The organism is Rhizobium sp. H4 (assembly GCF_003013335.1).
In the GTDB taxonomy this organism is placed as follows: Bacteria; Pseudomonadota; Alphaproteobacteria; order Rhizobiales; family Rhizobiaceae; genus Rhizobium; species Rhizobium sophoriradicis.
Window position 1 is genome coordinate 52,989 of the sequence record NZ_PSOW01000023.1, and the last position, 23,718, is coordinate 76,706.

The following is a 23,718-nucleotide window of genomic DNA, read 5'->3' on the forward strand; positions in this document are numbered from 1 at the left end:
CTCGTCCGTTCACAAGAAGGTGTGCAGGAACCGAATTGACTCCTTCTCGTCACAAAGGAACCTGTCTATGCAAACTCAGTCTTCGAACCAGTCAAACTGGCTGCGATCCTATTATTTCGCCCGCGCCGCATTCTCGGTCATCTGGATTGCCGCCGCCATTGCCTTTGCCGGGCAGCCGGGCGCCGCGGCCTTCCTGCTGGTGATCTATCCCTTGTGGGATGCGCTCGCCAATCTGGTCGACGCCCGGGTCAATGGCGGCCTTCGCTCCAACCCGCCCCAGGCGTTGAACGTGGCGGTCAGCACGGTCACGGCGCTCGCCGTCATCATCGCGCTTGGCATGAGCGCCTATGCCGTCCTCGCCGTCTTCGGGACCTGGGCAATCCTCTCGGGCCTGTTGCAGCTCTATACCGGCGTAAGGCGCTGGCGCACCGAGGGCGCCCAATGGGTGATGATCCTGAGCGGCGTGCAGTCCGCCCTTGCCGGCGGCTTCATGATCGGCCGATCGCTCGGCACCGCCATCCCGACGATCCTCGATATCGTGCCATACGCAGGGTTCGGCGCATTCTACTTCCTGCTCTCCTCGATCTGGCTTGCCGTCGCAACCTATCGCAAGGCGCATGCATAGGCGCGATCACGTCCTTGCGGCGGCGAACTCGCCGCCGTAGGAGGCCGCATCGACCCATTCAAGATCTCGGCGATGCGGGAGATTTGCGGAGACGATAACATTCTTTCGCGCTATGAAGGATGATCATAGTCCCCGCCCATAGACCCCGAGGTCACTCCCATGGCTTTGAAAGTTCTCTTCATTGGCGGCACCGGCCAAATTTCCTACCCTTGCGTCGAACGCGCCGTTGCCGCGGGCCACGATGTCAGCGTCTACAATCGCGGCTTGAGAGATGCCGCCCTGCCCGCCGGTGTCACCTCGATCGTCGGTGAATTGGGATCGAGCGCCTACGCCGATCTCGCCAAGGGCAACTATGACGTCGTCTGCCAGTTCATCGCCTTCACGCCCGATCAGATCGCGCGCGACATCCAGGTCTTCTCGGGCAATTGCGGCCAGTACATCTTCATTTCCTCGGCTTCCGTCTATGAAAAGCCGCCGCGTCACTACGTGATCACAGAGGAGACGCCGGCGATCAATCCTTACTGGCCCTATAGCCAGGCCAAGATCGCCTGCGAGGAACTGCTCAAGAAGTCCGCCAACCTCGCCTGGACGATCGTCCGCCCTAGCCACACGGTCCGCACCGGCCTGCCGATCATGATGGGCGACAGCGACATCATGGCAAGGCGCATGCTGGACGGCGAGCCCATCATCGTGGCCGGCGACGGCCACACGCCCTGGACGCTGACCCGCTCGGTCGATTTCGCCGTGCCTTTCGTCGGCCTGTTCGGCAAGCAGGCGGCGCTGAAGGAGATTTTCCACATCACCTCCGACCGCGCGCATATCTGGGACGACATCCAGAAGACGATCGCGAGGCTGCTCGGCGTCGAGGCGAAGATCGTCCACGTGCCGACGGACACGCTTATCCGCTACAATGCGGAATGGATCGGCCCGCTGCTCGGCGACAAGGCCTGGACTGCCATCTTCGACAATTCCAAGGTCAAGCGCGTGGCGGGCGACTTCACCTGCGCCGAAAGCCTGGACGAAATCCTCGCCGACTCGATCATGCACCTGAAGCAGCGCCTGGCCAAAAGCCGGCCGCCAAGGGGTGAGCTTGATGCTCTGATCGACAGGATTTGCGCCGAGCAAGGCGCTTTAAGCTAAGATATTCCGCGGGCGTGAACAGATGGCGCCAACGCGCCGTGGGAGGCGCCACCGCCTCGTCTGTCGATGAGGAACGGCCCTGCTCTATTTCTTTCTGACATTGATATTGACCGTCACGTCCTTGATGGTCCCTTCGCCGTAGGAGACCCTCACCTTATACATATCCTTTCCGGAATATCCGCTGTTGGAAGTATAATATTCGGACACGCCAGGAGATTTCCTGGAATTGCACCTGATCTGGGGGGCGCCTGTCGAATAATGTGAGAAAATCTTTTCGCTGACAAATTCTACCGATCCATACGCGGGGGGCTGCACCAGCTTTATGCTCGGCATCGTCGCAGCGGTGCAGTCTGCATTCAGATTATAAGATTGGCCCATTTTTGTCCGCTCTCCACTCACGGCGCGGCTATGATCGGTGGAGACTTGAACACCATCCTTGTTGGTAACGCATCCGGACAGACCCAAAGTTACGGAAAATATAGGAATTAGAATATGGTGTGCCCTGAACAGTCGCCCCGACATTCTTCTTTCATCCTCTGGTTTTAATAATATTACAATTAACCTTATCCAACTGGCCGGTCATTGCAATGGCACGGGTCCACCTCGCGGGGCTGATCCTGCTGCAGATGCCCTCTTTGCTCATTCCCCGTACCTATTCCCGCCGCCGCGCTTCCGGCGGAGCCTCCTGCCTGAAGCCGTCGAAACAGCGGCCGCCGTGCAAAGCGAGCTCGCGGTTAGCCAGTGCGAGTAGCCGGCTGCCGTCACCCCGCGCCGCCAGCCTGAATGCAGCGTCGAACTCGGCTGCGAGCTGCACATCGAGCTTCCTGATGAGACGCGGCGCCCATTTGCCGCGGCCGGTCCATGCGCCGCGCCCGAGCAAGATCAGATCGGCGAGCTTCTGGTAGAGAGCCGCGGCGATGGCGGCGATTTCCTCCGGCGGGCGGTCGCCGCGCAGGTCATCGGCGTAATCGGTGACCTGATAGCGCAGCATGTCGTAGCTTGCGCCGGCAAGCGGCTTCGGTCCTGCGGCCAGCACACCCACCGCCTTTGCCTGGATCAGGCGCGCACGCTCAATATCCGGCCCCGCGATGCTGCCGGTTGCGACCATGTTGACCATGATGGGATAACCGCTCTCGGCATCGGCATGGAGATAATGCGCCAGCGTCTCTTCATCGTGGACGAAGGCCTCGACAGGGAAATCCCCTTCGGTGAAGGATTCCCGCCAGGCTCTTTCCAGCGACGGAAACGCCACGACTAGGTCGATATCCGAAAAGGCAGTCCCCTCGCCACGCATGATGGAGCCGGAGACATAGGCGAAGGCGGCTCCGGCATAGCGGCTGGCAAGGGCGCGGCGGGCGGCAGCAAGCGCCCGCTCGGCAAGAATCTGTTTCTGGATATCCATGATCTCGTCCTCGAATGCGGGAGGCGAGCGGGCAAACAAAAACCCGCTCGTTTCCGGCGGGTTGGGCCTCGGCAGCAATGAACGGAATTCAGTCCACGCGTCCGCCACCCACCGCCGAGGCGGTGGTCGTAGACGTCGAAACTGCAAACATCCTGTTCATCGCGGCGAGGATATCGCCGGGCGGCGACAGCGTCAATGCGAGTAGAATGCTTCCCCGCCCCGCCGTTTTCCGTCTAAGATGCGGGAAAGACTCGTTGAACAGGAAGAGCCCGCCCATGTCCGATTCCGCCACCGTCATCCCGCTTCCCGCACCAGTTCTGCTACCGGTGGACGGCAGCGACGAGCGCTTTCCGGTGCGCCGCGTCTATTGCGTTGGGCGCAATTATGCCGACCATGCGATCGAGATGGGCCATGACCCCAGCCGCGAGGCGCCCTTCTTCTTCCAGAAGAATGCCGAGAACCTGCTGCCGCCGGGCAGCGCCTTTCCTTATCCGCCGCTGTCGAACGACGTGCATTACGAGGTCGAATGCGTGCTGGCGCTGAAATCGGGCGGCGCCAACATTGAAGCCCGCCAAGCGCTCGACTGCATCTACGGCTATGCGGTCGGCATCGATTTCACCCGCCGAGATCTTCAGAGTGAGGCCAAGAAGCTCGGCCGCCCTTGGGAAGTGGCCAAGGCCTTCGAACATTCCGCGCCCGTCTCGGCGATCGTGCCGGCCGGTCGCATCGGCCATCCCGGCGAAGGCCGGATCTGGCTGGAGCAGAACGGCAAGCGCGTCCAGGACGGCAATCTCAACCAGATGATCTGGAAGGTGCCGGAGATCATCGCCGAACTCTCGAAACTCTTCGTGCTGGCGCCCGGCGATGTCATCATGACCGGCACGCCAGCCGGCGTCGGCGCAGTCGCAAAGGGCGACCGCATCATCTGCGGCATCGACGGCGTCGCAACGCTGTCGGTCGAGGTCGCCTGAGAGGAGCTTTCCATGCCTGTCTACGCGCTTGGCGGACTGACGCCGAAACTGCCGCCCGCCGGCCTCCACTGGATCGCCCCGGACGCCCACGTCATCGGTAATATCGAGCTCGGCGGGAATGTCGGCATCTGGTTCGGCTCGGTGCTGCGCGGCGACAACGAGAAGATCACCATCGGCGCCGGCACCAACATCCAGGAAGGCGTGATGGCCCATACCGACATGGGCTTTCCGCTGACGACGGGAGAGAACTGCACCATCGGACACCACGCCATCCTGCACGGCTGCACGCTCGGCGACAACGTGCTGATCGGCATGGGCGCGACCATCCTGAACGGCGCCAAGATCGGCAATAACTGCCTGGTCGGCGCCAATGCGCTCGTCACCGAAGGCAAGGAGTTTCCCGATAATTCGCTGATCGTCGGGGCTCCGGCGCGTGTCGTGCGGGTGCTCGATGAAGCGGCGGTGGAAGGCATCCGCCGCTCGGCGGAGAATTATGTGAAGAATTGGCAGCGTTTTGCGCGGGATCTGAAGCAGATCGGGTGATCGGCGGAAGGGCGGCAGGGCCATATTTTACCCTTCGCTTACGCGCCGTGCAGTCGCGGCGTGCCGTGAGGCCCCCTCATCCGCCCCTTCGGGCCACCAACCGGGGTCGAGCCACAGGTCTCGACCCGTCCTTCGGACCCCCGCTGGGGAGAAGGGGAGCAGGACGCGCTAACCTCATTCTCACATAAGTCTCAAGTGAAGCGAGACGCTGCCGCGATTCCGCTTCTCCCCGGCGGGGGGAAGATGCCGGCAGATGAGGGGGTGAGTGGCAGCGACACCTCTGCAGTCAACAGCGACGTTAGCTGCGGTGGCGGCAATGGGGAATATCGCTGAAAAACTGCCTTATTCGGCCGCTTCCATGAACTGGCTTGCTCCAGACGAGGCGGCGAGCGCCCGAACCCTGGCTTCCGTCTTGGCGATCAACTGATAGAATTCGTCCTGCGCTTCGACATCCAGCTGTATGACGGCATTGACATCATCGGGCGTATCGCAAACACAGGCGACCGCCGAAATCGGACAGATGCCGCCGGGGTAACGCTTGCCTGTCCCCGTATAGGCGCGACGGCCCCAACGCTCGGAATAGACCGTTTCCTCTCGATCGAGGTGGAGGATCGTTCCCTTGCAGGCGGTCACAATGGCCGCCTTGCCGTAAGCGAACCAGTGATAGTTCAGCTTGCGGAGAATATATTTGCCAGTGATGTCTTCGCCAGCCAGTTCGGCAGGGTCTTCTATCATTCTGATCATGACGGCGTCCTCAACGTCTGGGCAATATCCTTCAAGTCCTCTTGCGCAGCAAGACAAAAAACGCTGCTTTTGGAGGCACTTAGTCACAAAGTGTTTCCGATTCTTACATCATCCGCGTTTTTGGCAGCCTTTCGGATGCACAATTCTTCGTCGAATTTGCCGCGACCTGCACCCGCATCGCCTTCTCGCGCACGCAGTGATGTTATTGCGCTTCTCTACTCAGGCTTGATATGCACCGATAACGGCCTGAAAACTGCACCGATCTCCGCCAATCGGAAGCATCGAAGAGACCGCAGGGACGGTGCGGGAGACTTTCTGCTAGATCGGATGGCCAGGCGAGCGGGCCGACCGCGCCAAGCATCTTGGCGTTTGGACGACGCGTCGGGTTCAGGAGAATTCGCCGGCGCGGGGACCGGCAAGCGTCACCCGCCAGCCGGTTCGCGATTGAAAATCCTGAGTGGCCAAAAACGTATAGCCCGTCGTGCGCCAGAGTCTGACGGCGCTTGTGAGATTGTCGAGCACGTAATCGCCACCGTCTGTGCGGGCAATAAGAACGACGTGATTTTGATCATGCGGGCCGATGACCACGGAAAGCGCCAGCCTGTTTGACGGAAAACCAGCGTCGATCAGGTCCTTCATCTTCTGGAGGGCGTAGTCCTCACAGTCGCCCCGGCCGGCAACCGGCAGAGACCAGGCATCCCCGTGGGAAGACGGACGATCTTCCGCGGGGATGATGCGTCCATTGACCGCCCGATTGACCTTTTGAAGCAGCGTTATGCCTGCCGCGTCGTGCAGCTGTTGAGCCGCCACCCTGCCGCACAGCCACTTATACTTGGCGCAGGCCGCCGCGAATCCCACGGGCGCGCCGATACTTCTCGTCACAGGCAAGGAGGATCCGGCAACAGCCTGAAAAGGCACAAGAAAGGACAAAATGGCAGCGAGAGAAAAGAGACGCTTCATAGCCGATTCCCCATATTTACGCCTCAACAATAACACGGTCGAGATAAAAATTTATTAAAATTTTATACTTGCGAATTTAACCGTAATATCTAATGAGAACATATTAACTATCGTTTATTCTTCCGATTAATAGACTGTTAGTTTAAAAAATCTCCCAATTAACATTCGGTTAACCTTGGGAGACGATTGAAATGAGCAGCAGAGCATCGAAATTCAGCGTGGCCGTTGCTTTCCTTATGGCAAGCAGCAGCTTGACCGTGGCAGCCCCGACAGTCGTTAATTGCAATACCGCCGTGCGCGGCACGCTCGAATACCGGCTGTGCATGCCGACCAGATCAATATCCCCAGGCAATCCGAACGACAGCGACCGCAGCAGCAATGGCATCGGCGGCAAGAAGACGTCGAGCAGCAGCTCGACTGCGCAGACCGGCGGCAAGAGTGGCGGCGGCAGTCAGGTTGCGAACGACGGCGGAAAGAACACCGACGAGGGCGAGGGCAATGATGACCCCGGAAAGGACGACAATGACGGCCCTGGCACGGGTGACAATGACGGCCCCGGAAAGGGCGACAATGACCACCATGGTAAGGGTGGCAAAGACCACCACGGCAAGGGTGGCAAAGACCACCACGGTAAGGATGGTAAAGACCACCACGGCAAGGACGGTAAAGACCACCACGGCAAGGATGGCAAAGACCACCATGGTAAGGATGGCAAAGACCACCACGGCAAAGATGGCCACGGGAAAGACAACCATGGTGGCAAGGACCGCGATCATCACGGCAACGACAAAGGCGACAAAGGCGGTACCGATAAGAGCGACAACGGCGGCTCTGGCAAGAACGACAATGGCAGTTCCGGCAAGAGCGATGACGGCGGTTCCGGCAAGAGCGACAATGGCGGCTCCGACAAGAGCGACAATGGCGGTTCCGGCAAGAGCGATAACGGCGGTTCCGGCAAGAACGACAATGGCAGTTCCGGCAAGAGCGATAACGGCGGTTCCGGCAAGAGCGACAATGGCGGTTCCGGCAAGAGCGACAACGGCGGTTCCGGCAAGAGCGATAACGGCGGTTCCGACAAGAGCGACAATGGCGGTTCCGACAAGAACGACAATGGTGGTTCCGGCAAGAGCGACAATGGCGGTTCCGACAAGAGCGACAATGGCGGTTCCGACAAGAGCGACAATGGCGGTTCCGACAAGAGCGATAACGGCGGTTCCGACAAGAGCGACAATGGCGGTTCCGACAAGAGCGATAACGGCGGTTCCGACAAGAGCGGCAATGGTGGCTCAGACAAAAGCGACAATGGTGGTTCCGACAAGAGCGACAATGGCGGCTCCGGCAAAGGCGGTTCCGGCAAGGGCGGACCGAACTGAGCTTGTCATTGCAGAGCCGCTCGAGGTGAGGCCGGTCTCCGGCCTCACCTTTCTTAGGTCATCGCTTGAAGCTAAGCAGGTAAGTCATTCACCGCGCGGACGCGCGGTGGCTGGATTCCTGTGAGGAGCACAGGAATGAGGCTGGAGAGGCGGGCGCTTCCCCACAAATTTTCGGTCAGCGCAATGGGATAACATGCCAAGAATACCTTGGAACAAATCACTTACGCCGCGCAGGTCTCGCAAAGGCCGCGGATCTCGATCGTCGTCTTCTCCGGCTTGAACTTCTGCCCGCGCACCCAGGCCATCAGCCGGTGGTCGACCTCATGGTCGTGGAACTCCATCACCTGGCCGCAGCTTTCGCAGATGGCGAAGGCGACGATGCCGTGGCTGTGGCAATTCTCGCCGGGATGGGCGCAGGCGACGAAGGAATTGATGCTTTCCAGCCGATGCACGACGCCGTATTCGAGCAGCTTCTCCAACGCCCGGTAGACCTGCAGCGGCGCGCGAAAACCGTGATCGCGCAGCTTGTCGAGTATGGTATAGGCGCTGAGCGGCCCTTCGGCCTTTTCGAGCACGTCGAAGACCAGCGACTGGTTCTTGGTCAATTGCGGTGTCGTCATGAGCCTTGTCCTTGCATGACCGCGCGATGGCGCCTGACGGGAAGCAGGCTGAGAATGAAGAGAATGAGCGCCGTAACCACGATCGAAGGCCCCGACGGCGTGTCATAGGTGAGCGAACCGAACAGCCCGCCGACGACGGCCGCCGCGCCGATCAGCGAGGCTAACACTGCCATGATCTCCGGCGTGAGCGAGAAACGTCGCGCCGCAGCCGCCGGAATGATCAGCAGCGAAGTGATCAGCATGATACCGACGATCTTCATGGCGATGGCAATGACGACGGCCATCAGTAGCATGAAGAGCAGCCGCGCCCGCTCGGGTCTCAGCCCCTCGGCTTCGGCAAGCTCGGCATTGACGGTTGCCGCCAGCAGCGGCCGCCAGAGCCAGGCGAGCGCCGCGAGCACGAACAAGCCGCCGCCCCAGATCAGCGCGATGTCGGTCCTGGAAACGGCGAGGATATCGCCGAACAGAAAGGCGATAAGATCGATCCTGACCCAGCTCATGAAGGCGACCATGACCAGGCCGATCGCCAGCGTTGCATGCGAGAGGATGCCGAGCAGCGCATCGGCCGACAGCGCCTGACGCTTCTGCAGGAAGAGCAGCAGCACCGAAACGAGAGCTGCGACCGCGAAGACGGCGAGCGTCAGGTTGAGTTCGAAGAGCAGCGACAGCGCCACGCCGAGCAACGCCGAATGAGCGATCGTATCGCCAAAATAGGCCATCCGCCGCCAGATGATGAAGCAGCCGAGCGGTCCCGTCGTCAGCGCCAGCCCGACACCGGCAAGGATGGCGCGCACGAAGAAATCGTCAAGCATGGCGGCCCTCCCCGCTGCGGGAATGGGCGTGTTCATGCGCATGATCGTGTGCGTGATGACCATCGCGAGCATGAGCATGCGCGTGCTCATGCCCATCATGTGCGTGCTCATGGGTGCCATGAGCGTGCCCATGCCCATCATGTGCGTGATGGCCGTCCTCGGGATGGCAATGATCCGTCACGGAACCATCGGCATGGCGCACGCGACCGTCCGGCAGATGCGTGTGATCGTGGTGATGGCTGTAGACGGCAAGCGTCTGGGCAGCACGGCTGCCGAACAGGCGGACATATTCCGGGCTGCGGCTGACGGCCTCCGGCGTGCCGCGGCAGCAGACGTGACCGTTGAGGCAGATCACCGTGTCGGTCTCCGCCATGACCACGTGCAGATCGTGCGAGATCAGCAGGATGCCGCAGCCGCTGGCGTTGCGGATCGACTTGATCAGGTCGTAAAGCGCGATTTCGCCGGAGAAATCCACGCCCTGCACCGGCTCGTCGAGCACCAGCAAATCGGGCTTGCGGGCGATCGCCCGCGCCATCAGCGCCCTTTGGAACTCGCCGCCGGAGAGATGCTGCACCTCCGCATCGATCATATGGGCGATGCCGGCAGCTTCGAGGGCTGCCTGCATGTCGCCCTGCGGCAGCGGGCCGGTCAGCGTCATCAGTCGGCGCACCGACAGCGGCAGCGTCCAGTCGATCGAAAGCTTCTGCGGGACATAGCCGACCTTGAGGCCGGCCAGCCGCTCCACCCTGCCCTCGTCAGGCTTCAACACGCCGATCGCTGCCTTGGCGCTCGTCGATTTGCCCGAGCCGTTCGGCCCGATCAGCGTGACGATTTCGCCGCGTGACACGGAAAACTCGACGCCGCGCACCAGCCAGCGGCCGCCGCGCAGGACGCCGACATTCTCGAGCGAGACCAGCGGTTCGCCCTTCTTGTTTGCGGGAGAGAGCATCAAATTTTCCGACAGCGCTGTTGCATCCTGCTATTGCACACGTTATAGCATAACGCAATTGATGTAATAACATAACACTTGCAATTCAAGCGGAGCACCTGATGAAACGCGCCCTGAGGCCTCTGAAAACGTGGGCCTTCAATGTCCCGGCAGTCCTCTCCATTCCCGCTTTGGCGATCCCCGCTTTGCTCTTTGCCGGCACGATCCGGGCGGCCGACGCGCCGGTCGTCGTCACCTCGATCAAGCCAATCCATTCGCTCGTTTCGGCGATCATGCAGGGTGTGGGCGAACCGGAGCTGATCGTCGATGGCAGCGCTTCCCCGCACACCTACAGCCTGAAGCCGTCGAATGCTCGCGCGCTGCAGGAGGCCAAGGTCGTCTTCTGGGTCGGGCCGAACCTGGAAGCATTCCTGGAAAAGCCGCTCGAAGCGCTGGGCTCGAACGCCAGCGTCGTCGAGCTGGAGAATGCGCCGGGGCTGACCAAGCTGCCCTTCCGCGAAGGCGGCGCCTTCGAGGCGCATGATGACGGCGACCATGAAACCGCCGCGGCTGATGACCACGGACATGAAGCCGCCGGCACCGGCCATGACGGTGGCCACGGACATGAGGAAAACCACGCCCATCACGACGATCACGAAGAGCACGAACACGGGCATGGCGCCTTCGATACGCATCTCTGGCTAGACCCGATGAATGCGAAGGCGATGGCCGCCGTGATCACCACGACGCTGGTCGCCGCCGATCCCGCCAATGCCCTGACCTATCAGGCCAATGCCAAGGCACTGGATGACAGGTTGATGGCGCTGGACAAGGAGATTGCTGCGACGGTCGCCCCGGTCAAGGACAAGCCCTTCGTCGTCTTCCATGATGCCTACCAATATTTCGAGCATCGCTACGGCATCCGCGTCGCCGGCTCGATCACCGTCAGCCCGGAGACCATTCCGGGCGCCGAGCGCGTCTCGGAAATCCACCGCAAGGTCGGCGAACTCGGCGCAACCTGCGTCTTTGCCGAGCCGCAATTCGAGCCGCGCCTCGTCAAGGTCGTCATCGAAGGCACGAGCGCCAAATCGGGCGTGCTCGACCCCGAAGCGGCGACGCTGGAGGCCGGGCCGGATCTCTACTTCACCCTCATGCGCGGCATCGCCGACAGCATGAAGGCATGCCTCTCCAGCGCATGATTGCCCTGCAATCTCCTGGAAAGAGCTGAGGCGGAAAGAGGCGGATGACCCCGTTCCGCCTTTTTTCCGCTTGCTTAATGTAATGATATAACATTATCATCGATGAGGTTCCCATGGACAACAGACTTCCGGTTACGGTGCTTTCCGGCTTTCTCGGCGCCGGCAAAACGACACTGCTCAACCACGTGCTCGCCAATCGCGAGGGCCTGCGCGTCGCCGTCATCGTCAACGACATGAGCGAGGTGAATATCGACGCTGCCCTCGTGCGCGACGGCGGCGCCAATATCTCGCGCACCGAGGAGCAGCTGGTCGAGATGACCAATGGCTGCATCTGCTGCACGCTGCGCGACGACCTTCTGAAGGAAGTGCGCAATCTCGCCACACAGGGCCGCTTCGATTACCTGCTGATCGAATCCACCGGCATCGCCGAACCGCTGCCCGTCGCCACCACCTTCGAGTTCCGCGACGAGAGCGGAGAAAGCCTATCCGACGTCGCAAGGCTCGATACGATGGTAACGGTGGTCGACGCCGCCAATCTGCTCGCCGACTACGCCTCCGCCGATTTCCTCGCCGACCGTGGCGAAACTGCAGGTGACGGCGACAACAGGACCCTCGTCGACCTGCTGGTCGAGCAGATCGAATTCGCCGATGTCGTGGTGCTGAACAAGATCGGCACGGCAAGTGAAGATGAGCGCAACGCCGCACGCAAGATCATCACCGGCCTGAACCCGGATGCGACGCTGATCGAGGCGGATTTCGGCAAGGTGGCGCTGACGGACGTGCTCGGCACCGGCCGCTTCGATATCGACAGGGCTGAGACCCATCCGCTCTGGTACAAGGAGTTGCACGGTTTCAAGGACCATGTGCCGGAGACCGAGGAATACGGCATCCGCTCCTTCGTCTATCGCGAGAAGCGGCCGTTCCACCCGGCCAAGCTCCAGGCCTTTCTCGACAAGAACTGGCCGGGCGTGGTACGCGCCAAAGGCTTCTTCTGGCTGGCGACCCGCCCGCACCATGTCGGCGAGATCAGCCAGGCGGGCGCGATCGTGCGCACCGGCAAGATGGGCCTCTGGTGGGCAGCTGTCCCCCGCCAACAATGGCCGCAGGAGCCAAGCTTCCTCAACGCCCTCGGCCCCCATCTCGATCCGGTTTGGGGCGACCGCCGCCAGGAAATCGTCTTTATCGGCGCCGACCCTATGGACGAAGCCTGGATCAGGAGAGAACTCGACGCCTGCCTTGTCGAAGGCGATGCCTTCACGCCGGAGCGCTGGCGCAACCTGACCGATCCTTTCGCCAGCTGGAACCGGCAGGCCGCATGAAGGCGACGGCGATCAACCGTTACCGCTGCGTCTGCGAGGAATGCGAGCCCTTGCCGCCGGTCGACGGGCTGCATCCGCTGACCTATGAGCGGGAGGCTGAGGTTGCGGCAGAAAGGCCGAAGAGATTGCTCGGGATCATTGCCGAGCGGGTGAAACGCGCATGAATTTGCGCAATTCGCGTACTTCTCTCCTTCTCGCGTCGGCGTTCTGTGGCACCCCCCTCTGCCCTGCCGGGCATCTCCCCCACAGGTGGGAGATCGGCAAAGGGTTGGCTCGCCAATCCCTCTCCACCGTCATGCGGAACACAGGTTCGTCAATGTTTGGGGAAACCATCGCGCCCAGCCGATCTCCCCCCTTGTGGGGGAGATGCCCGGCAGGGCAGCGGGGGGTGCCACACGGCATTCCTTCCCTCTCAGAATCTAGGAAAGTCGGCCGAAGCCGCCCCCTCACTGCCGATCAACGGCCGACGATGACATTCGAAATGACACCGTTGGTGATGCCGATCAGCAGGAAATCGCGATCGGCGCGAACCCAGCGATAACCGCGCGGCGGAGGGGCGAGCCGATAGCGGCGGTAGTCGTTGATGTTGGAGAAGCGGCGGCGCTCGCTGGCGTTGACGCGGTATCCTTTCTTCCAATGGGGCCGGACGACCGTTCTTTCAACGATCACCCTCTTCTGCACGACCACCGGCGGACGGCGGAAATCGTCCGCGCTGGCCTGTGAGACGACCATCGGCGAGAGAAGGAAGGAAGCGGAAAGAAGAGCTGCAAAGATCTTTTTCATGTGGGGTTCCTTGTATTGGGCACGGGAGAAAACTAGGGCCGAAAAGATGAACCGAAACTGAAATTTAAATTAAACTTTCGTAATGGAATCCGTGGCCTGCGAGGCGAATATTACATTTTAGGTAAAGCTTATGCATCGACATTGGTGGCCGCCTTCGCCCTTCGAGGCCCAGGCCAAAGGGCGGAGCCTCAAGGACGCGGCGGGTGACGGGACAAAGGCCAACCATCGCGAACGTTAGAATGCCGTCTGCGCCTTGCCGCTCGCGCGGGAGCGTGTAGTTTCGGTCGCGCGTCAATTCAGAGGTAAGCAAGACATGTCCCCTTCCCGGCGGAGGCAACAATGAGCGCTCACAACGATGCCCTAACCGTGGCCGGGCCTGCCGACGGCTCGCCGCTCGAGGTTTTCCGCGTCTTCCTCAAGCTCGGCCTCACCTCCTTCGGCGGGCCGATTGCCCATCTCGGCTATTTCAGGGACGAACTGGTGGCGCGGCGCAAATGGATCGACGAGGCTGCATACGCCGATCTGGTGGCGCTCTGCCAGTTTCTGCCGGGGCCCGCCTCCAGCCAGGTCGGCTTTTCCCTCGGCGTCCTCAGGGGCAACGGCCTTGTCGGCGGGCTTGCGGCCTGGTGCGCCTTCACGCTGCCGTCGGCGCTCATGCTTTTTGCTTTCGCGCTCAGCGCCACCGCCTTCACTGGCCCGCTCGCCGAAGGCCTGCTCCACGGGCTGAAGCTCGTTGCCGTCGCCGTCATCGCACAGGCGATCTGGGGCATGGCGAAAAGCCTGACGCCGGACCGCGAGCGCGCCGGCATTGCGCTGGCGGCGATTGCCATCGTCATCTTCGTCGGCGGATCATTCGGCCAGATCGGCGCGATCGCGCTTGGAGCGGCAGCGGGCCTCTATTTCTGTCGCGCCGATGCGCCGGCGCTTGCCGGCCGTCTCGGCTTTCCCGTATCGCGCCGTGCCGGCGCGATCGCGCTTGTCCTCTTTGCCGCCTTCTTCCTCATCCCGCCGCTTCTCGCCAATGCGACGGGCCATCAGGGGATTGCGCTCTTCGATGCCTTCTACCGCTCGGGTGCGCTGGTGTTCGGCGGCGGCCATGTCGTGCTGCCGCTGCTACAGGCGGAAGTCGTCGCCCCCGGCTGGGTGACAAACGAATCCTTCCTCGCCGGTTACGGCCTGACGCAGGCCGTGCCGGGCCCGCTCTTCACCTTCGCGACCTATCTCGGCACCGTCATGGCGCCGGCGCCAAACGGATGGGCGGGCGCCGTCATCGCGCTTGTCGCCATCTTCCTGCCGGGCCTGCTCCTCGTCTACGGCATGCTGCCCTTCTGGGATGGCTTGCGCACCCGCCCGGCGATGCAAGCGGCCATGCGTGGCGCCAACGCCGCCGTCGTCGGCATTCTGGGCGCTGCGCTTTACAGCCCGGTCTGGACGAGCGCCGTGCTTTCGCCGCGGGATTTCGCATTGGCGCTCACCGGCTTTCTGCTGCTCACCGTCTGGAAGGCGCCGCCCTGGATCATCGTCCTGCTGCTGGCGGCAGGTTCGGTCTCCCTCGCCGCGGCCGGCGCATAGCGCCACGATCGGATTCGATTTTCGGAACGATTGGGCGCAGATTTAAAACAGGAGCGTCCGCCGCGCGTCCCGTCGGGCCGCCGCGTGCAGCGCTCCGCGACAGTGGAAACACCATGGAGGAAACCATGCCCGGCATCAGCATGCGTTATATCGTCGACGACGTCGACGCCGCGGTGGAATTCTACACCAGACATCTCGGCTTCTCCGTCGCGCTTCACCCGGCGCCAAGCTTCGCCATCCTCACCAGGGACGGCTTTCGGCTGCTCGTCAGCGGCACGACGGGTCCGGGCGGAGCCTCCCAGACAATGCCGGACGGACGGAAGCCGGAACCCGGCGGATGGAACCGCATCCAAATCGAAGTCGCCGACCTCGAGGCGGAGGTCACGGCACTGCGCCAGGCCGGCGCGCGTTTTCGCAATGAGATCGTGCAGGGCATGGGCGGCAAGCAAATCTTGCTCGATGACCCCGCGGGAAACCCGATCGAGCTGTTCGAAGCGCCGAAAAGATGAGCATAGCGGCATCGCAACAACGACGGCTGCGCCTTGCCAGCCGTCCCCGAGCGTGTAGTTTCGGACTCGCGTCAATTCAGAGGTAGGCAAAATATGTCCGAAACCGCCGGCGGGCTCTTCGACTATGTCGGGATACTAGCGGTGTTCTTTCTCGTCGCCGCCAACGGCTTCTTCGTGGCTGCCGAATTCGCGCTTGTGTCGGTCAGGCGCAGCCGTGTCGCCGAGCTTGTCGCGGCAGGCCGCATGAACGCCTCCGCCCTCCAGCGCGCGGTCGACAATCTCGACGCCAATCTCGCCGCCACCCAGCTCGGCATCACCATCTCGTCGCTGGCGCTCGGCTGGGTCGGCGAACCGGCGCTCGCCCATCTGATCGAGCCCCTGCTCTCCTGGCTGCCCGAACCATGGGCAGCAACCGGCGCCCATACGGTCGCGATCGTCGTCGCCTTCGTGATCATCACGGCGCTGCATATCGTGCTCGGCGAGCTCGCGCCCAAAAGCCTGGCGCTGCAGCGCAGCGAGGCCACCTCGCTGGCCGTCGTGCGTCCGCTCGAGCTCTTCCTTGTATTGTTCAAGCCGGCGATCTTCACCCTCAACGGCATGGGCAACCTCGTGTTGCGGGCCGTCGGCCTTCGCGCCGGAACCGGAGAATCCTCGTTCCACTCGCCGCAGGAATTGAAATTGCTGGTCGCCGAAAGCCAGGAGGCCGGGCTTCTGAACCCGGTGCAGCAGCAATTGGTCGAGCGGGTATTCAACATCGGCGAGAGACCGGTCTCCGACATCATGACCCCACGTCTCGACATCGAATGGTTCGATGCCGACGACAGCGAGGCGGAGATCCTGAAGACGATCCGCGAATGCAGCCACGAGCAGCTGCTGGTGGCCCGCGGCTCGATCGACGAGCCGATCGGCATGGTGTTGAAAAAGGATCTTCTCGATCAGGTCCTCGACGGCGGCAAGGTCCGGCCGCTGGAGGTGATCAAGCAACCCCTGGTGCTGCACGAGGGCACCAAGGTCGTGCGCGTGATCGACAGCTTCAAGGCGTCGCCCGTGCGCCTCGCCATCGTCATCGACGAATATGGCAGCCTCGAGGGCATCGTCACCCAGACAGACCTGCTGGAAGCTATCGCCGGCGATCTGCCCGGCGCCGACGAGGAACCCGACATTGTCGTTCGGGAGGACGGCTCGCTGCTGATCGACGCGATGATGCCGGCCTTCGACGCCTTCGAACGCCTGGGTCTCAAGGATCGCCCCGACGCGGATTTCCATACGCTCGCCGGCTTCGCGCTGCATCAGCTTCAGCACATCCCCGAAGCCGGCGAGATCTTCCTCTTCGACGGCTGGCGCTTCGAGGTGATCGACATGGACGGCATGCGCATCGACAAGATGCTGGCGACGCGTGTTGCCGCCGAGGGGGCAGAGGGGTGATCAGTTCATCGCTAGCGTCCAGACCATTCCGGCGGCGGCGCAGCTGAGCAGTGTCGCGATGACGGAAGCCTTGAACCGGAAGAGCGCGATCGCGGCGGCGGCAGACAGCGCCATTGCGGCCGGCACGGCCGATTGCAGCACGGGGATATCGAGCCGCAGGCCGCCAAGACTAACGACGGCAACCTCGGCAAACAGCGTGTGCAGGCCAAACCAGATGGCGAGGTTGAGAATGACCCCGACCACCGCCGCCGTGATGGCCGACATCGCCCCTGCCAGCGCGATATTGCCGCGCAGTTTTTCGATGAACGGCGCCCCCAGGAAGATCCAGAGAAAGCAGGGCACGAAGGTCACCCATGTCGTCAGGATCGCTGCAAGCGTGGCAGCCAGCATAGGATCCAGCGATCCCGGATCGCGGTAGGCGCCCATGAAGCCGACGAACTGGACCACCATGATCAGCGGTCCCGGCGTCGTTTCGGCCATGCCGAGGCCATCGAGCATCTCGCCCGGCCTCAGCCAGCCGAAGTGCTGCACGGCTTCCTGCGCGACATAGGCAAGAACGGCATAAGCCCCGCCGAAGGTGACGACAGCCATCTTGCTGAAGAACAGGCCAATCTCGGCAAAGACGCTGTCCGCCCCGAAGGCCGCGTAGACGGCAGCGACCGGAATGAGCCACAGGGCCAGCAGCACCGTCGACATCCGCAAGGACCAGGCGAGATTCCGGCGCGCATGCGCCGGTATGTCCTCGCCCAGCACTGAATCAGCATCCGATAGCACCGGCCCGCTGCCCGCCTTGTGCCCGCCGCCGGTCTTGAAGGCGGCAAGCCCGGCCCGGCCGCCGAAAAAGCCGATGATGCCGGCTGCGAGCACGATCAGCGGGAACGGCACATGAAGAAAGAAGATGGCGACGAAGGCCACTGCCGCGATCGCGATCATGACCTTATTCCTCAAGGCCCTTCCGCCGATACGAATGACGGCCTGCACGACGACGGCGAGCACGGCCGCCTTCAGGCCGAAAAACAGGCCGGCAACGATGCCGACGTTGCCATAGGCGGCATAGATGTAACTGAGACCGAGGATCGACAGAAACCCCGGCAGCACGAACAATATTCCGGCAACGAGGCCGCCCAGGGTTCGGTGCATCAGCCAGCCGATATAGATGGCGAGCTGCTGCGCCTCGGGGCCGGGAAGCAGCATGCAATAGTTGAGCGCATGCAGGAAACGGTGCTCGCCGATCCATCGCTTCTCGTGGACGATGATCCGGTGCATGACGGCAATCTGACCGGCCGGACCGCCGAAGCTCAGGGCCGCGACCCGCAGCCAGACCTTGAAGGCTTCGCCGAACGAAACGCCGTGATGATGCTCCTCGCCTGCCTGTTTCTCCGCAATCTTTCCAGCCGACGCATTTCCTGTCATCTCGGCCATCTCATGCCCTCTTCTTCGGAGCGGGCCAATTGTGGGTTTCCTCCGTCGCGTCGCGGCACCAGCGGAAGAAGGCGTCATAGAGAAGCATGCCGGCCTCGAGCTGCTCCAGATCGTCGGAATACATCCTGGACAGGCCGAGCGAAGCGGCAAGCAGACCGGGCGCTTCGGGTGCGAGATCGAGCCGTGCGGTATCGGCGGCCCGGATGATCCGCGCCAGGCGCAGGAGCGGTTCCGACCCCAGAGCGAACTCCTCGACCATCACGTCGAAGGTGCAAAGCTCACCGCGATGGCTCCAGAACACCTCTTCGATATCGAAGGGTGTTGCCCCGAAGCGGGCACCGACGTCCAAAACTTCGGTCGTCGGCACGAACAGGAACAAGGCGTTCGGATCAACGAAACGCCGGATCAGCCATGGACAGGCGATGCGGTCGATCTTCGGCCGCGCCCGCGTTACCCAGACGGTGCGTCCCTCCAGGTCGCGGCGCGGCAGCTTTTCCTCCGGCACCGCCAACCCCTCAGCGATCCAGGATTCGAAACCGCCTTGAAGACTCTCGGCGTCGATCCCGGCGTGGCGAAGATAAGCGGCGACGCCATGGCTGAGCTTGCCGCCTCTCTGACAGACCACGACGACGGCATCGGCTTCGACGCTGCCGGCCCAGGAGGCGACATCGGCATGGCTGCGCCGGATCGAGCCCGGCACCAGCCGCGGATCGAGCGCAAAGTCCTCTTCGGTGCGGACATCGATGATGCAAGGCGCAGCCGGGGTTCCGATGAGCCGGCTGAGTTTGTCGGGAGAAATTTCGAGCAATGACGGCATGACGCGTCCTCCGTTAATCGGCTTGCTGGACGCGATTCTTCAGCATGGCGCCTCGTGGGGTGATCGCGACCCCATGACAAAATCATGCTCAAAGAGACGCACCCATGTCAAGCGCTCGGCCCGCCAGGGCGGCGGTGCGCTGGCAGCGCCCACCGACCGCGCCGCAGATTTGAGCGCCGATTCTGGCAAGCTGCAGGCGGAAATCCCTGATATTGCTCGCCTCGCGGCCCCCGAATGGAACAAAATGCTCTTTGCTCCATTTCTTTGTCACCGCAAGAGGAGAAAGTACCATGACGTACGACCCCAATAATGCCAACGACCCGAACCGCCCGCTGAATCCGAATCCGAATCCGAATCTGGATCTGCGCACGACCCCGACCGCGCGCACCAGCAATACGTGGGTTGTCTGGGTTGCTGCATTGGCCGTGATCGCTGTTGCTGCATTCGCCTATTCGCAGTGGAGCAGCACCCCCGGCACCTCCCCGGACACGACAGCCTCCACGACCCAATCCGAGCCAGCGCCGGCCACGCCGATCGCTCCGACCGACAACAGCGCAACGCCCGCACCGGCACCAGCCCCGGCCACGCCGCCGGCTGCCCCTGCCCAGCAGTAAGCGCAGCGTCGCAGAAAGAAGCCGGCCCAATGCCGGCTTCTTTCCGCGGCGGGGCCTTGAACGTCGCCACGCAAGTCCTATCTAAGGACCATAGAGTTTGTCTCTGACGGTTGACCACGGATGTACTGGCAGCCGTTGTCGAGACAAATCGAGGAAGGGTCGGTGCGAGTTTCGCCCGGCCTTTTTTCTTGCCCTATCGGTCGGCGCGCAACGATACCTTCTGGTGCCCGCATTCCGATCTTATTTGGGGATCCTGTTGTAGAAGGATTGGGGATCGTACACGCACTCATAGTCGAGAAGGCACATTTTGCCGTCCGCATCCCTGACCGTTGCCGTGTCGTATTTGTCACCCAGATTACACCTGGCCGGCGGATAACGGAAGCTGCGACCGCCGATCCCCATGCGCACGAAGACCTTCTTGTTCTGACGGATGATCTGCGAAAGCTCGCGGCAGCTGTGATCACCCGCTCTGACCTCCATTGCGCCGGCGGCAAAGGCCGGCAGCGGCAACGATAGAGCGACGGCAAAAACGACGATTCTCATGACCCCTCCGCTTGGTAGAGAAAGATATGGCGCGCATAGACCGCCGCTGCCAGTCCTAAGCATGGGGCCCGCTTCGGCGCAAGACCCGCCGTGACCTCTAATATGTCAATCTTATCAAGAGATTTGGTGGGTGATGTAGGGCTCGAACCTACGACCCGCTGATTAAGAGTCAGCTGCTCTACCAACTGAGCTAATCACCCGTTCGCGCTTGGCTGCGCGGTGTGACGGGGCGTATAAACAGGATCGGCAGGCTTGTCCAGCGCATCGGCGAAAATTCTTTGGTTAATCTCAAAGATTTTTCCGCGTGGCCGAAATGCAGCGCGTGATCCTGAAAACCGGCGCCGATCTTCGGAAACGATTTATCCGCAGATTCAAAGTGATAAAGCCGCAGAGGCGCCTCCTGCCGGACGCATCGGCGCGCTCATGAAATCAAAGGTCGAGGGTGCCGCTCGCCAGCCGCACCGCCTGACCACCGATCCGGGCGTTGGAAATCGCCCCGCCTTCGACGTCGATATGCAGGTGGATGAAAGAGGGGCGCCCCATCTCGACACCCTGTTCGATCATGATCGGGTGGTGCCCGTCCGTCAGCCGGTCGAAATGGCGGATGGCGCCGGAGAGTGCGGCTGCCGCCGCGCCGGTGGCCGGGTCTTCGACAATGCCCATGCCGCTGGCGAACATGCGCGCATGAAACTTCGCCACGTGGTTGACGCCGCCGCGGCAATAAACATAGGCCGAGGCCAGCGCGCCATCGACGAAGGGCACGATCTTTTCCCAGAGCTGCGGATCGAACTCCACCCGCTGCGCCGTGCCGACATCGTGCACCGGAATGAGCAGGAACGGAACTCCGGCGCTCCAGAGCGAAGGAACGTGATTTTCAAAGCCGATTTCGGTGACTTTCAACGATAAAGCGTCGGCGATGCCGAGCTTGTCAAGCGGCATGACGGCCTGTTGCGATTTGCGCGGCAGGTCGAATTCGGCAAAGCTCGCCTCGCCCTCCCTCAGCCGCACGGCGCAACGCACCGGCCCGACATTTTCCTCGAGCACCGTAACGAGATCGACCGCCGCTGCGCCATGAGCCCGTTCGGCCAGCGCGATCGCCGTGCCGACCGTCGGATGGCCGGCAAAGGGCAGTTCGCGGCCAGGCGTAAAGATCCGGAGCTTCGCCGCATAGGCGGGATTGGTCGAAGGCTGCACGAAAACCGTCTCGGAGAGATTGATCTCCCGGGTGATCGCCTGCATCGCCTCGTCGCTGAGATCGTCTCCATCGAAGACCACCGCCAGCGGATTACCGGCAAGTTTTCGATCGGTGAACACGTCATAGACGCTGTAGCTTCGCGCCACATCGGCCTCCCTGAATCGTCATCGCGCCGCCAACCTGCCCGACCAAGCGGTCGAGTGCAAGGCGCTAGCGCCGGTTACCCTTTCCGAAATACCAGTCGATGACGGGCAGCATGGCGACGTTGTAGGGATGGGCGGCGGGATCGGCCGAACGGATCGCCGCCGCACCTGCGATTTCCTTGTCCTCGGCGACCAGCATGTGGGCCTCAATCCGCTCCACCATCTCGTCCGCCGTCAGGTCGAAGCGGAAGAGCCTGAGCAGCGTCACAGTGCGCCTGGCATGGCTGGCAAACAGCCCTTCCCCCGCGACCGCGTCGGCCAGGTCCAGTCCGGTCTCCTCGTGAACTTCGCGGCGCATATTTGCCTCGATGTCGCAACGCCCGTCGACGATATCCTCCGGTTCCAGCGAGCCGGCCGCGAAATAGACCTGGCCGGGATTGGCGGTATGCGCGCCCATGCGGATCGCCACGAGCGCGCCGTCCGAGCTTTCGAGCACCGGATAGGCGAAGATGTGCAGGCCGCCCTGGCGCTGCGGTTGCCGGCGCCACCACATGAAGGCGGAAAATGGAGTGACATAGCCCTCGCCCGCAATCCCCTCTTCGCTGAACGACAGCCGCTGTTGGAACACCAGGCGGCCGTCGAACAGCGCCGGGTTGGCGGCGGTTTCCTTCGCCCAGTTTTCCCGGATCGCCGCTTCCTCGGCGGTGACGAAGGGATGGGTGCCGGGCAGCACGCGCAGGTCGACGCCGGCGATCGGGAAAACGGTCGCTTCCGGAGGCCAGTCCACCAAATCGTCGGAAATATCGCTGGTTGGAAACTTCATGTTCAAATTGGTTTTCATGGGAGATCCAGTGTCATGACGACGGGGCAGTGATCGGAGGCTTTCGGCCGGTCCCAGCCGGTACGCGGATAACGCTCCACCTCCTGGCCGGGCGGAAAGACGGTGCGGTGGGGCTGGCCGTTGCGGATGATTTCGGGCAGACGGCCGCTATTATGGGCGGCAAGTGCGGGGGAAAGCCAGATATAATCGAGCTGGCAAAGATGCTGCTCCTGCGGCCCGCGCGCGTGATAAAGCGTCCAGCGGTCAAGCGGCTGGCGACGGGCCACCACATTTTCGGCAAAGCCGTCACGACTGAAAACGTCGAGCGCGCTTTCGGCCTCTAGTTGATGCTCGAAACGGTAACCGGCGCCGCGCCGGCCGATGACGTCGACGCGCTCCTGATAGTCGTTCATATCACCGCAAATCGCGAAGCTCTTCTTGGCTGTGCGGCCGACGCCGAACCTGTCCTCGATGATGCGGCGCACGGCGCGCGCCTCGGCGCGACGGACCGGCAGTGTCGATTGCCGTCCGTCCAACCCGTCGCGCGGATTGCCCATCGACTTGAAATGCACGACATAGAGCGAGAACGGCCGGCCGCCGATCAGAAGATCGAGCTCCAGGCAATCGCGCTTGAAGATCTTGTCGTCGATGCGGTTGGTGAGCGCCAGGTTCTCATCGAAGAGATCGAAGTCGCGATAGGTCGTCATCGCATGGCTTCTGATGTCCTTGAGCTCGATCCTCTGGCCGTCCCGCGTTTCCTCGCGCATCAAGACGGCGACATCGATGCCGCGGCTGTCATTGCCCTCGACCAGGAATTTCTGGCGATAGCCGTTTCCGACCATGCGGAAGAGATAGCCGTATTCGAAAGCCTGCAGCGCCGCCATATTGTCGATTTCCTGCAGGCAAAGAATATCGGCATCCGCATCGGCGATCGCCAGCGCCGTCATCTGCCTTGTGTCATCGGTGGCGGCGATCACCCGCGCCTGCTCAAGCTGCTGGTAGACGCCCTCGCTGTTGACCTCGAAAAGCTTGATGACACGATCCTGGCGCAGCTGGTTGCGGAAGCCGGTGAAATCGAAACGGGTCAGCAGGTTTTCAACGTTGAAGGTGGCGAGACGAAGCGACATGGCGGGAGTCCGGTTGCGGGCAGTACCTTAACCGGCAATTGCCATAGGGAAAGGTGGCGGACCCAAGAAAGATGCGGACAACCGGCCTCTTTGAGCCGAAATGCGATTGCCG

26 protein-coding genes and 1 tRNA gene are annotated in these 23,718 nt (G+C 62.2%); 12 read left to right on the top strand and 15 right to left on the bottom strand.

Features of this window, described 5'->3' with window-relative positions:
* The first annotated feature begins 67 nt into the window (after positions 1–67).
* On the top strand, positions 68–625 hold the full coding sequence (locus tag C4N04_RS28070; protein ID WP_106797543.1) for a DUF308 domain-containing protein: 558 nt from the start codon (positions 68–70) through the stop codon (positions 623–625).
* Positions 626–784: 159 nt separating this feature from the next.
* The gene (locus C4N04_RS28075) at positions 785–1,765 is read left to right on the top strand and encodes an SDR family oxidoreductase (protein ID WP_106797544.1); all 981 of its coding nucleotides are present in this window, start codon (positions 785–787) and stop codon (positions 1,763–1,765) included.
* A gap of 84 nt (positions 1,766–1,849) precedes the next feature.
* Here the strand turns inward: C4N04_RS28075 and C4N04_RS32530 are convergent, their stop codons facing one another.
* Together C4N04_RS32530 and C4N04_RS28085 are read right to left on the bottom strand one after the other, a co-directional pair.
* Positions 1,850–1,972, bottom strand: coding sequence for a hypothetical protein (locus C4N04_RS32530; RefSeq protein WP_280954360.1), 123 nt, complete (start codon positions 1,970–1,972; stop codon positions 1,850–1,852).
* Positions 1,973–2,417: 445 nt separating this feature from the next.
* Entirely contained in the window at positions 2,418–3,170 is a 753-nt protein-coding gene (locus C4N04_RS28085; protein ID WP_106797565.1) for a nucleotidyltransferase domain-containing protein, read from the bottom strand.
* A gap of 272 nt (positions 3,171–3,442) precedes the next feature.
* Between C4N04_RS28085 and C4N04_RS28095 the strand changes: the two genes are divergently transcribed.
* Entirely contained in the window at positions 3,443–4,138 is a 696-nt protein-coding gene (locus C4N04_RS28095; RefSeq protein WP_106797547.1) for a fumarylacetoacetate hydrolase family protein, read from the top strand.
* A gap of 12 nt (positions 4,139–4,150) precedes the next feature.
* Positions 4,151–4,681, top strand: a complete 531-nt coding sequence (locus tag C4N04_RS28100; RefSeq protein ID WP_039620719.1) for a gamma carbonic anhydrase family protein — start codon at positions 4,151–4,153, stop codon at positions 4,679–4,681.
* Positions 4,682–5,023: 342 nt separating this feature from the next.
* Here C4N04_RS28100 and C4N04_RS28105 read toward each other — a convergent pair whose 3' ends face one another.
* Positions 5,024–5,425 carry a hypothetical protein gene (locus C4N04_RS28105; RefSeq protein ID WP_010055797.1) on the bottom strand — a complete coding sequence of 134 codons (402 nt, stop codon included), beginning with the start codon at positions 5,423–5,425 and terminating at the stop codon, positions 5,024–5,026.
* 387 nt (positions 5,426–5,812) lie between these two features.
* The gene (locus tag C4N04_RS28110) at positions 5,813–6,385 is read right to left on the bottom strand and encodes a transglutaminase-like cysteine peptidase (protein ID WP_009993373.1); all 573 of its coding nucleotides are present in this window, start codon (positions 6,383–6,385) and stop codon (positions 5,813–5,815) included.
* 191 nt (positions 6,386–6,576) lie between these two features.
* Here C4N04_RS28110 and C4N04_RS28115 point away from each other — a divergent pair, with 191 nt between their 5' ends.
* Positions 6,577–7,758: a hypothetical protein gene (locus tag C4N04_RS28115; protein ID WP_106797548.1), complete on the top strand. Its 1,182-nt coding sequence runs from the start codon at positions 6,577–6,579 to the stop codon at positions 7,756–7,758.
* Between the two features lie 221 nt (positions 7,759–7,979).
* Here the strand turns inward: C4N04_RS28115 and C4N04_RS28120 are convergent, their stop codons facing one another.
* The 3 genes from C4N04_RS28120 to C4N04_RS28130 are packed head-to-tail and all read right to left on the bottom strand — an operon-like array spanning position 7,980 to position 10,139.
* Positions 7,980–8,378, bottom strand: coding sequence for a Fur family transcriptional regulator (locus C4N04_RS28120; RefSeq protein WP_010054217.1), 399 nt, complete (start codon positions 8,376–8,378; stop codon positions 7,980–7,982).
* A complete protein-coding gene (gene znuB / locus C4N04_RS28125) occupies positions 8,375–9,190 on the bottom strand; it encodes a zinc ABC transporter permease subunit ZnuB (protein ID WP_077992903.1) in 816 nt (271 codons plus the stop codon). Before znuB ends, C4N04_RS28120 begins: the two co-directional genes overlap by 4 nt.
* The gene (locus C4N04_RS28130) at positions 9,183–10,139 is read right to left on the bottom strand and encodes a metal ABC transporter ATP-binding protein (RefSeq protein WP_009993021.1); all 957 of its coding nucleotides are present in this window, start codon (positions 10,137–10,139) and stop codon (positions 9,183–9,185) included. The genes znuB and C4N04_RS28130 overlap by 8 nt, the downstream gene beginning before the upstream one ends.
* Positions 10,140–10,240: 101 nt before the next feature.
* Between C4N04_RS28130 and znuA the strand changes: the two genes are divergently transcribed.
* The 3 genes from znuA (at position 10,241) to C4N04_RS31950 (ending at position 12,800) form a co-directional block, all read left to right on the top strand.
* Complete coding sequence (gene znuA, locus C4N04_RS28135; protein ID WP_106797549.1) at positions 10,241–11,317, top strand: zinc ABC transporter substrate-binding protein ZnuA; 1,077 nt, start codon at positions 10,241–10,243, stop codon at positions 11,315–11,317.
* 113 nt (positions 11,318–11,430) lie between these two features.
* The gene (zigA, locus tag C4N04_RS28140; RefSeq protein WP_106797550.1) at positions 11,431–12,636 is read left to right on the top strand and encodes a zinc metallochaperone GTPase ZigA; all 1,206 of its coding nucleotides are present in this window, start codon (positions 11,431–11,433) and stop codon (positions 12,634–12,636) included.
* Positions 12,633–12,800 carry a hypothetical protein gene (locus C4N04_RS31950; protein ID WP_164519039.1) on the top strand — a complete coding sequence of 56 codons (168 nt, stop codon included), beginning with the start codon at positions 12,633–12,635 and terminating at the stop codon, positions 12,798–12,800. The genes zigA and C4N04_RS31950 overlap by 4 nt, the downstream gene beginning before the upstream one ends.
* A 292-nt stretch (positions 12,801–13,092) precedes the next feature.
* On the opposite strand, the gene C4N04_RS28150 is transcribed toward C4N04_RS31950, so the two are convergent.
* Positions 13,093–13,419, bottom strand: coding sequence for an RcnB family protein (locus C4N04_RS28150; RefSeq protein ID WP_106797551.1), 327 nt, complete (start codon positions 13,417–13,419; stop codon positions 13,093–13,095).
* A gap of 339 nt (positions 13,420–13,758) precedes the next feature.
* Between C4N04_RS28150 and chrA (C4N04_RS28155) the strand changes: the two genes are divergently transcribed.
* The 3 genes from chrA (C4N04_RS28155) (at position 13,759) to C4N04_RS28165 (ending at position 16,925) form a co-directional block, all read left to right on the top strand.
* Entirely contained in the window at positions 13,759–14,991 is a 1,233-nt protein-coding gene (gene chrA / locus C4N04_RS28155) for a chromate efflux transporter (RefSeq protein WP_106797552.1), read from the top strand.
* A 125-nt stretch (positions 14,992–15,116) separates the two neighbouring features.
* The gene (locus C4N04_RS28160) at positions 15,117–15,500 is read left to right on the top strand and encodes a VOC family protein (RefSeq protein ID WP_038692638.1); all 384 of its coding nucleotides are present in this window, start codon (positions 15,117–15,119) and stop codon (positions 15,498–15,500) included.
* Between the two features lie 93 nt (positions 15,501–15,593).
* Positions 15,594–16,925 (top strand): hemolysin family protein, encoded by a 1,332-nt coding sequence (locus tag C4N04_RS28165; protein WP_106797553.1) that lies wholly within the window; start codon positions 15,594–15,596, stop codon positions 16,923–16,925.
* Here the strand turns inward: C4N04_RS28165 and chrA (C4N04_RS28170) are convergent, their stop codons facing one another.
* Positions 16,926–18,347: a chromate efflux transporter gene (gene chrA, locus C4N04_RS28170; RefSeq protein ID WP_106797554.1), complete on the bottom strand. Its 1,422-nt coding sequence runs from the start codon at positions 18,345–18,347 to the stop codon at positions 16,926–16,928.
* Between the two features lies 1 nt (position 18,348).
* Positions 18,349–19,164, bottom strand: coding sequence for a sulfurtransferase/chromate resistance protein (locus C4N04_RS28175; RefSeq protein ID WP_106797555.1), 816 nt, complete (start codon positions 19,162–19,164; stop codon positions 18,349–18,351).
* Between the two features lie 290 nt (positions 19,165–19,454).
* Between C4N04_RS28175 and C4N04_RS28185 the strand changes: the two genes are divergently transcribed.
* Positions 19,455–19,778: a hypothetical protein gene (locus C4N04_RS28185; protein WP_038689841.1), complete on the top strand. Its 324-nt coding sequence runs from the start codon at positions 19,455–19,457 to the stop codon at positions 19,776–19,778.
* 240 nt (positions 19,779–20,018) lie between these two features.
* Here C4N04_RS28185 and C4N04_RS28190 read toward each other — a convergent pair whose 3' ends face one another.
* The 5 genes from C4N04_RS28190 to C4N04_RS28210 all read right to left on the bottom strand — a co-directional run bounded on the left by C4N04_RS28190 (position 20,019) and on the right by C4N04_RS28210 (position 23,606).
* A complete protein-coding gene (locus C4N04_RS28190; protein ID WP_106797557.1) occupies positions 20,019–20,321 on the bottom strand; it encodes a hypothetical protein in 303 nt (100 codons plus the stop codon).
* Positions 20,322–20,445: 124 nt separating this feature from the next.
* A tRNA-Lys gene (locus tag C4N04_RS28195) sits at positions 20,446–20,521 on the bottom strand.
* Between the two features lie 229 nt (positions 20,522–20,750).
* On the bottom strand, positions 20,751–21,662 hold the full coding sequence (locus C4N04_RS28200) for a PhzF family phenazine biosynthesis protein (protein ID WP_010034710.1): 912 nt from the start codon (positions 21,660–21,662) through the stop codon (positions 20,751–20,753).
* Between the two features lie 64 nt (positions 21,663–21,726).
* Positions 21,727–22,500: an NUDIX domain-containing protein gene (locus C4N04_RS28205; RefSeq protein WP_106797558.1), complete on the bottom strand. Its 774-nt coding sequence runs from the start codon at positions 22,498–22,500 to the stop codon at positions 21,727–21,729.
* Entirely contained in the window at positions 22,497–23,606 is a 1,110-nt protein-coding gene (locus tag C4N04_RS28210) for an endonuclease/exonuclease/phosphatase family protein (RefSeq protein ID WP_106797559.1), read from the bottom strand. The genes C4N04_RS28205 and C4N04_RS28210 overlap by 4 nt, the downstream gene beginning before the upstream one ends.
* Positions 23,607–23,718: the final 112 nt, after the last annotated feature.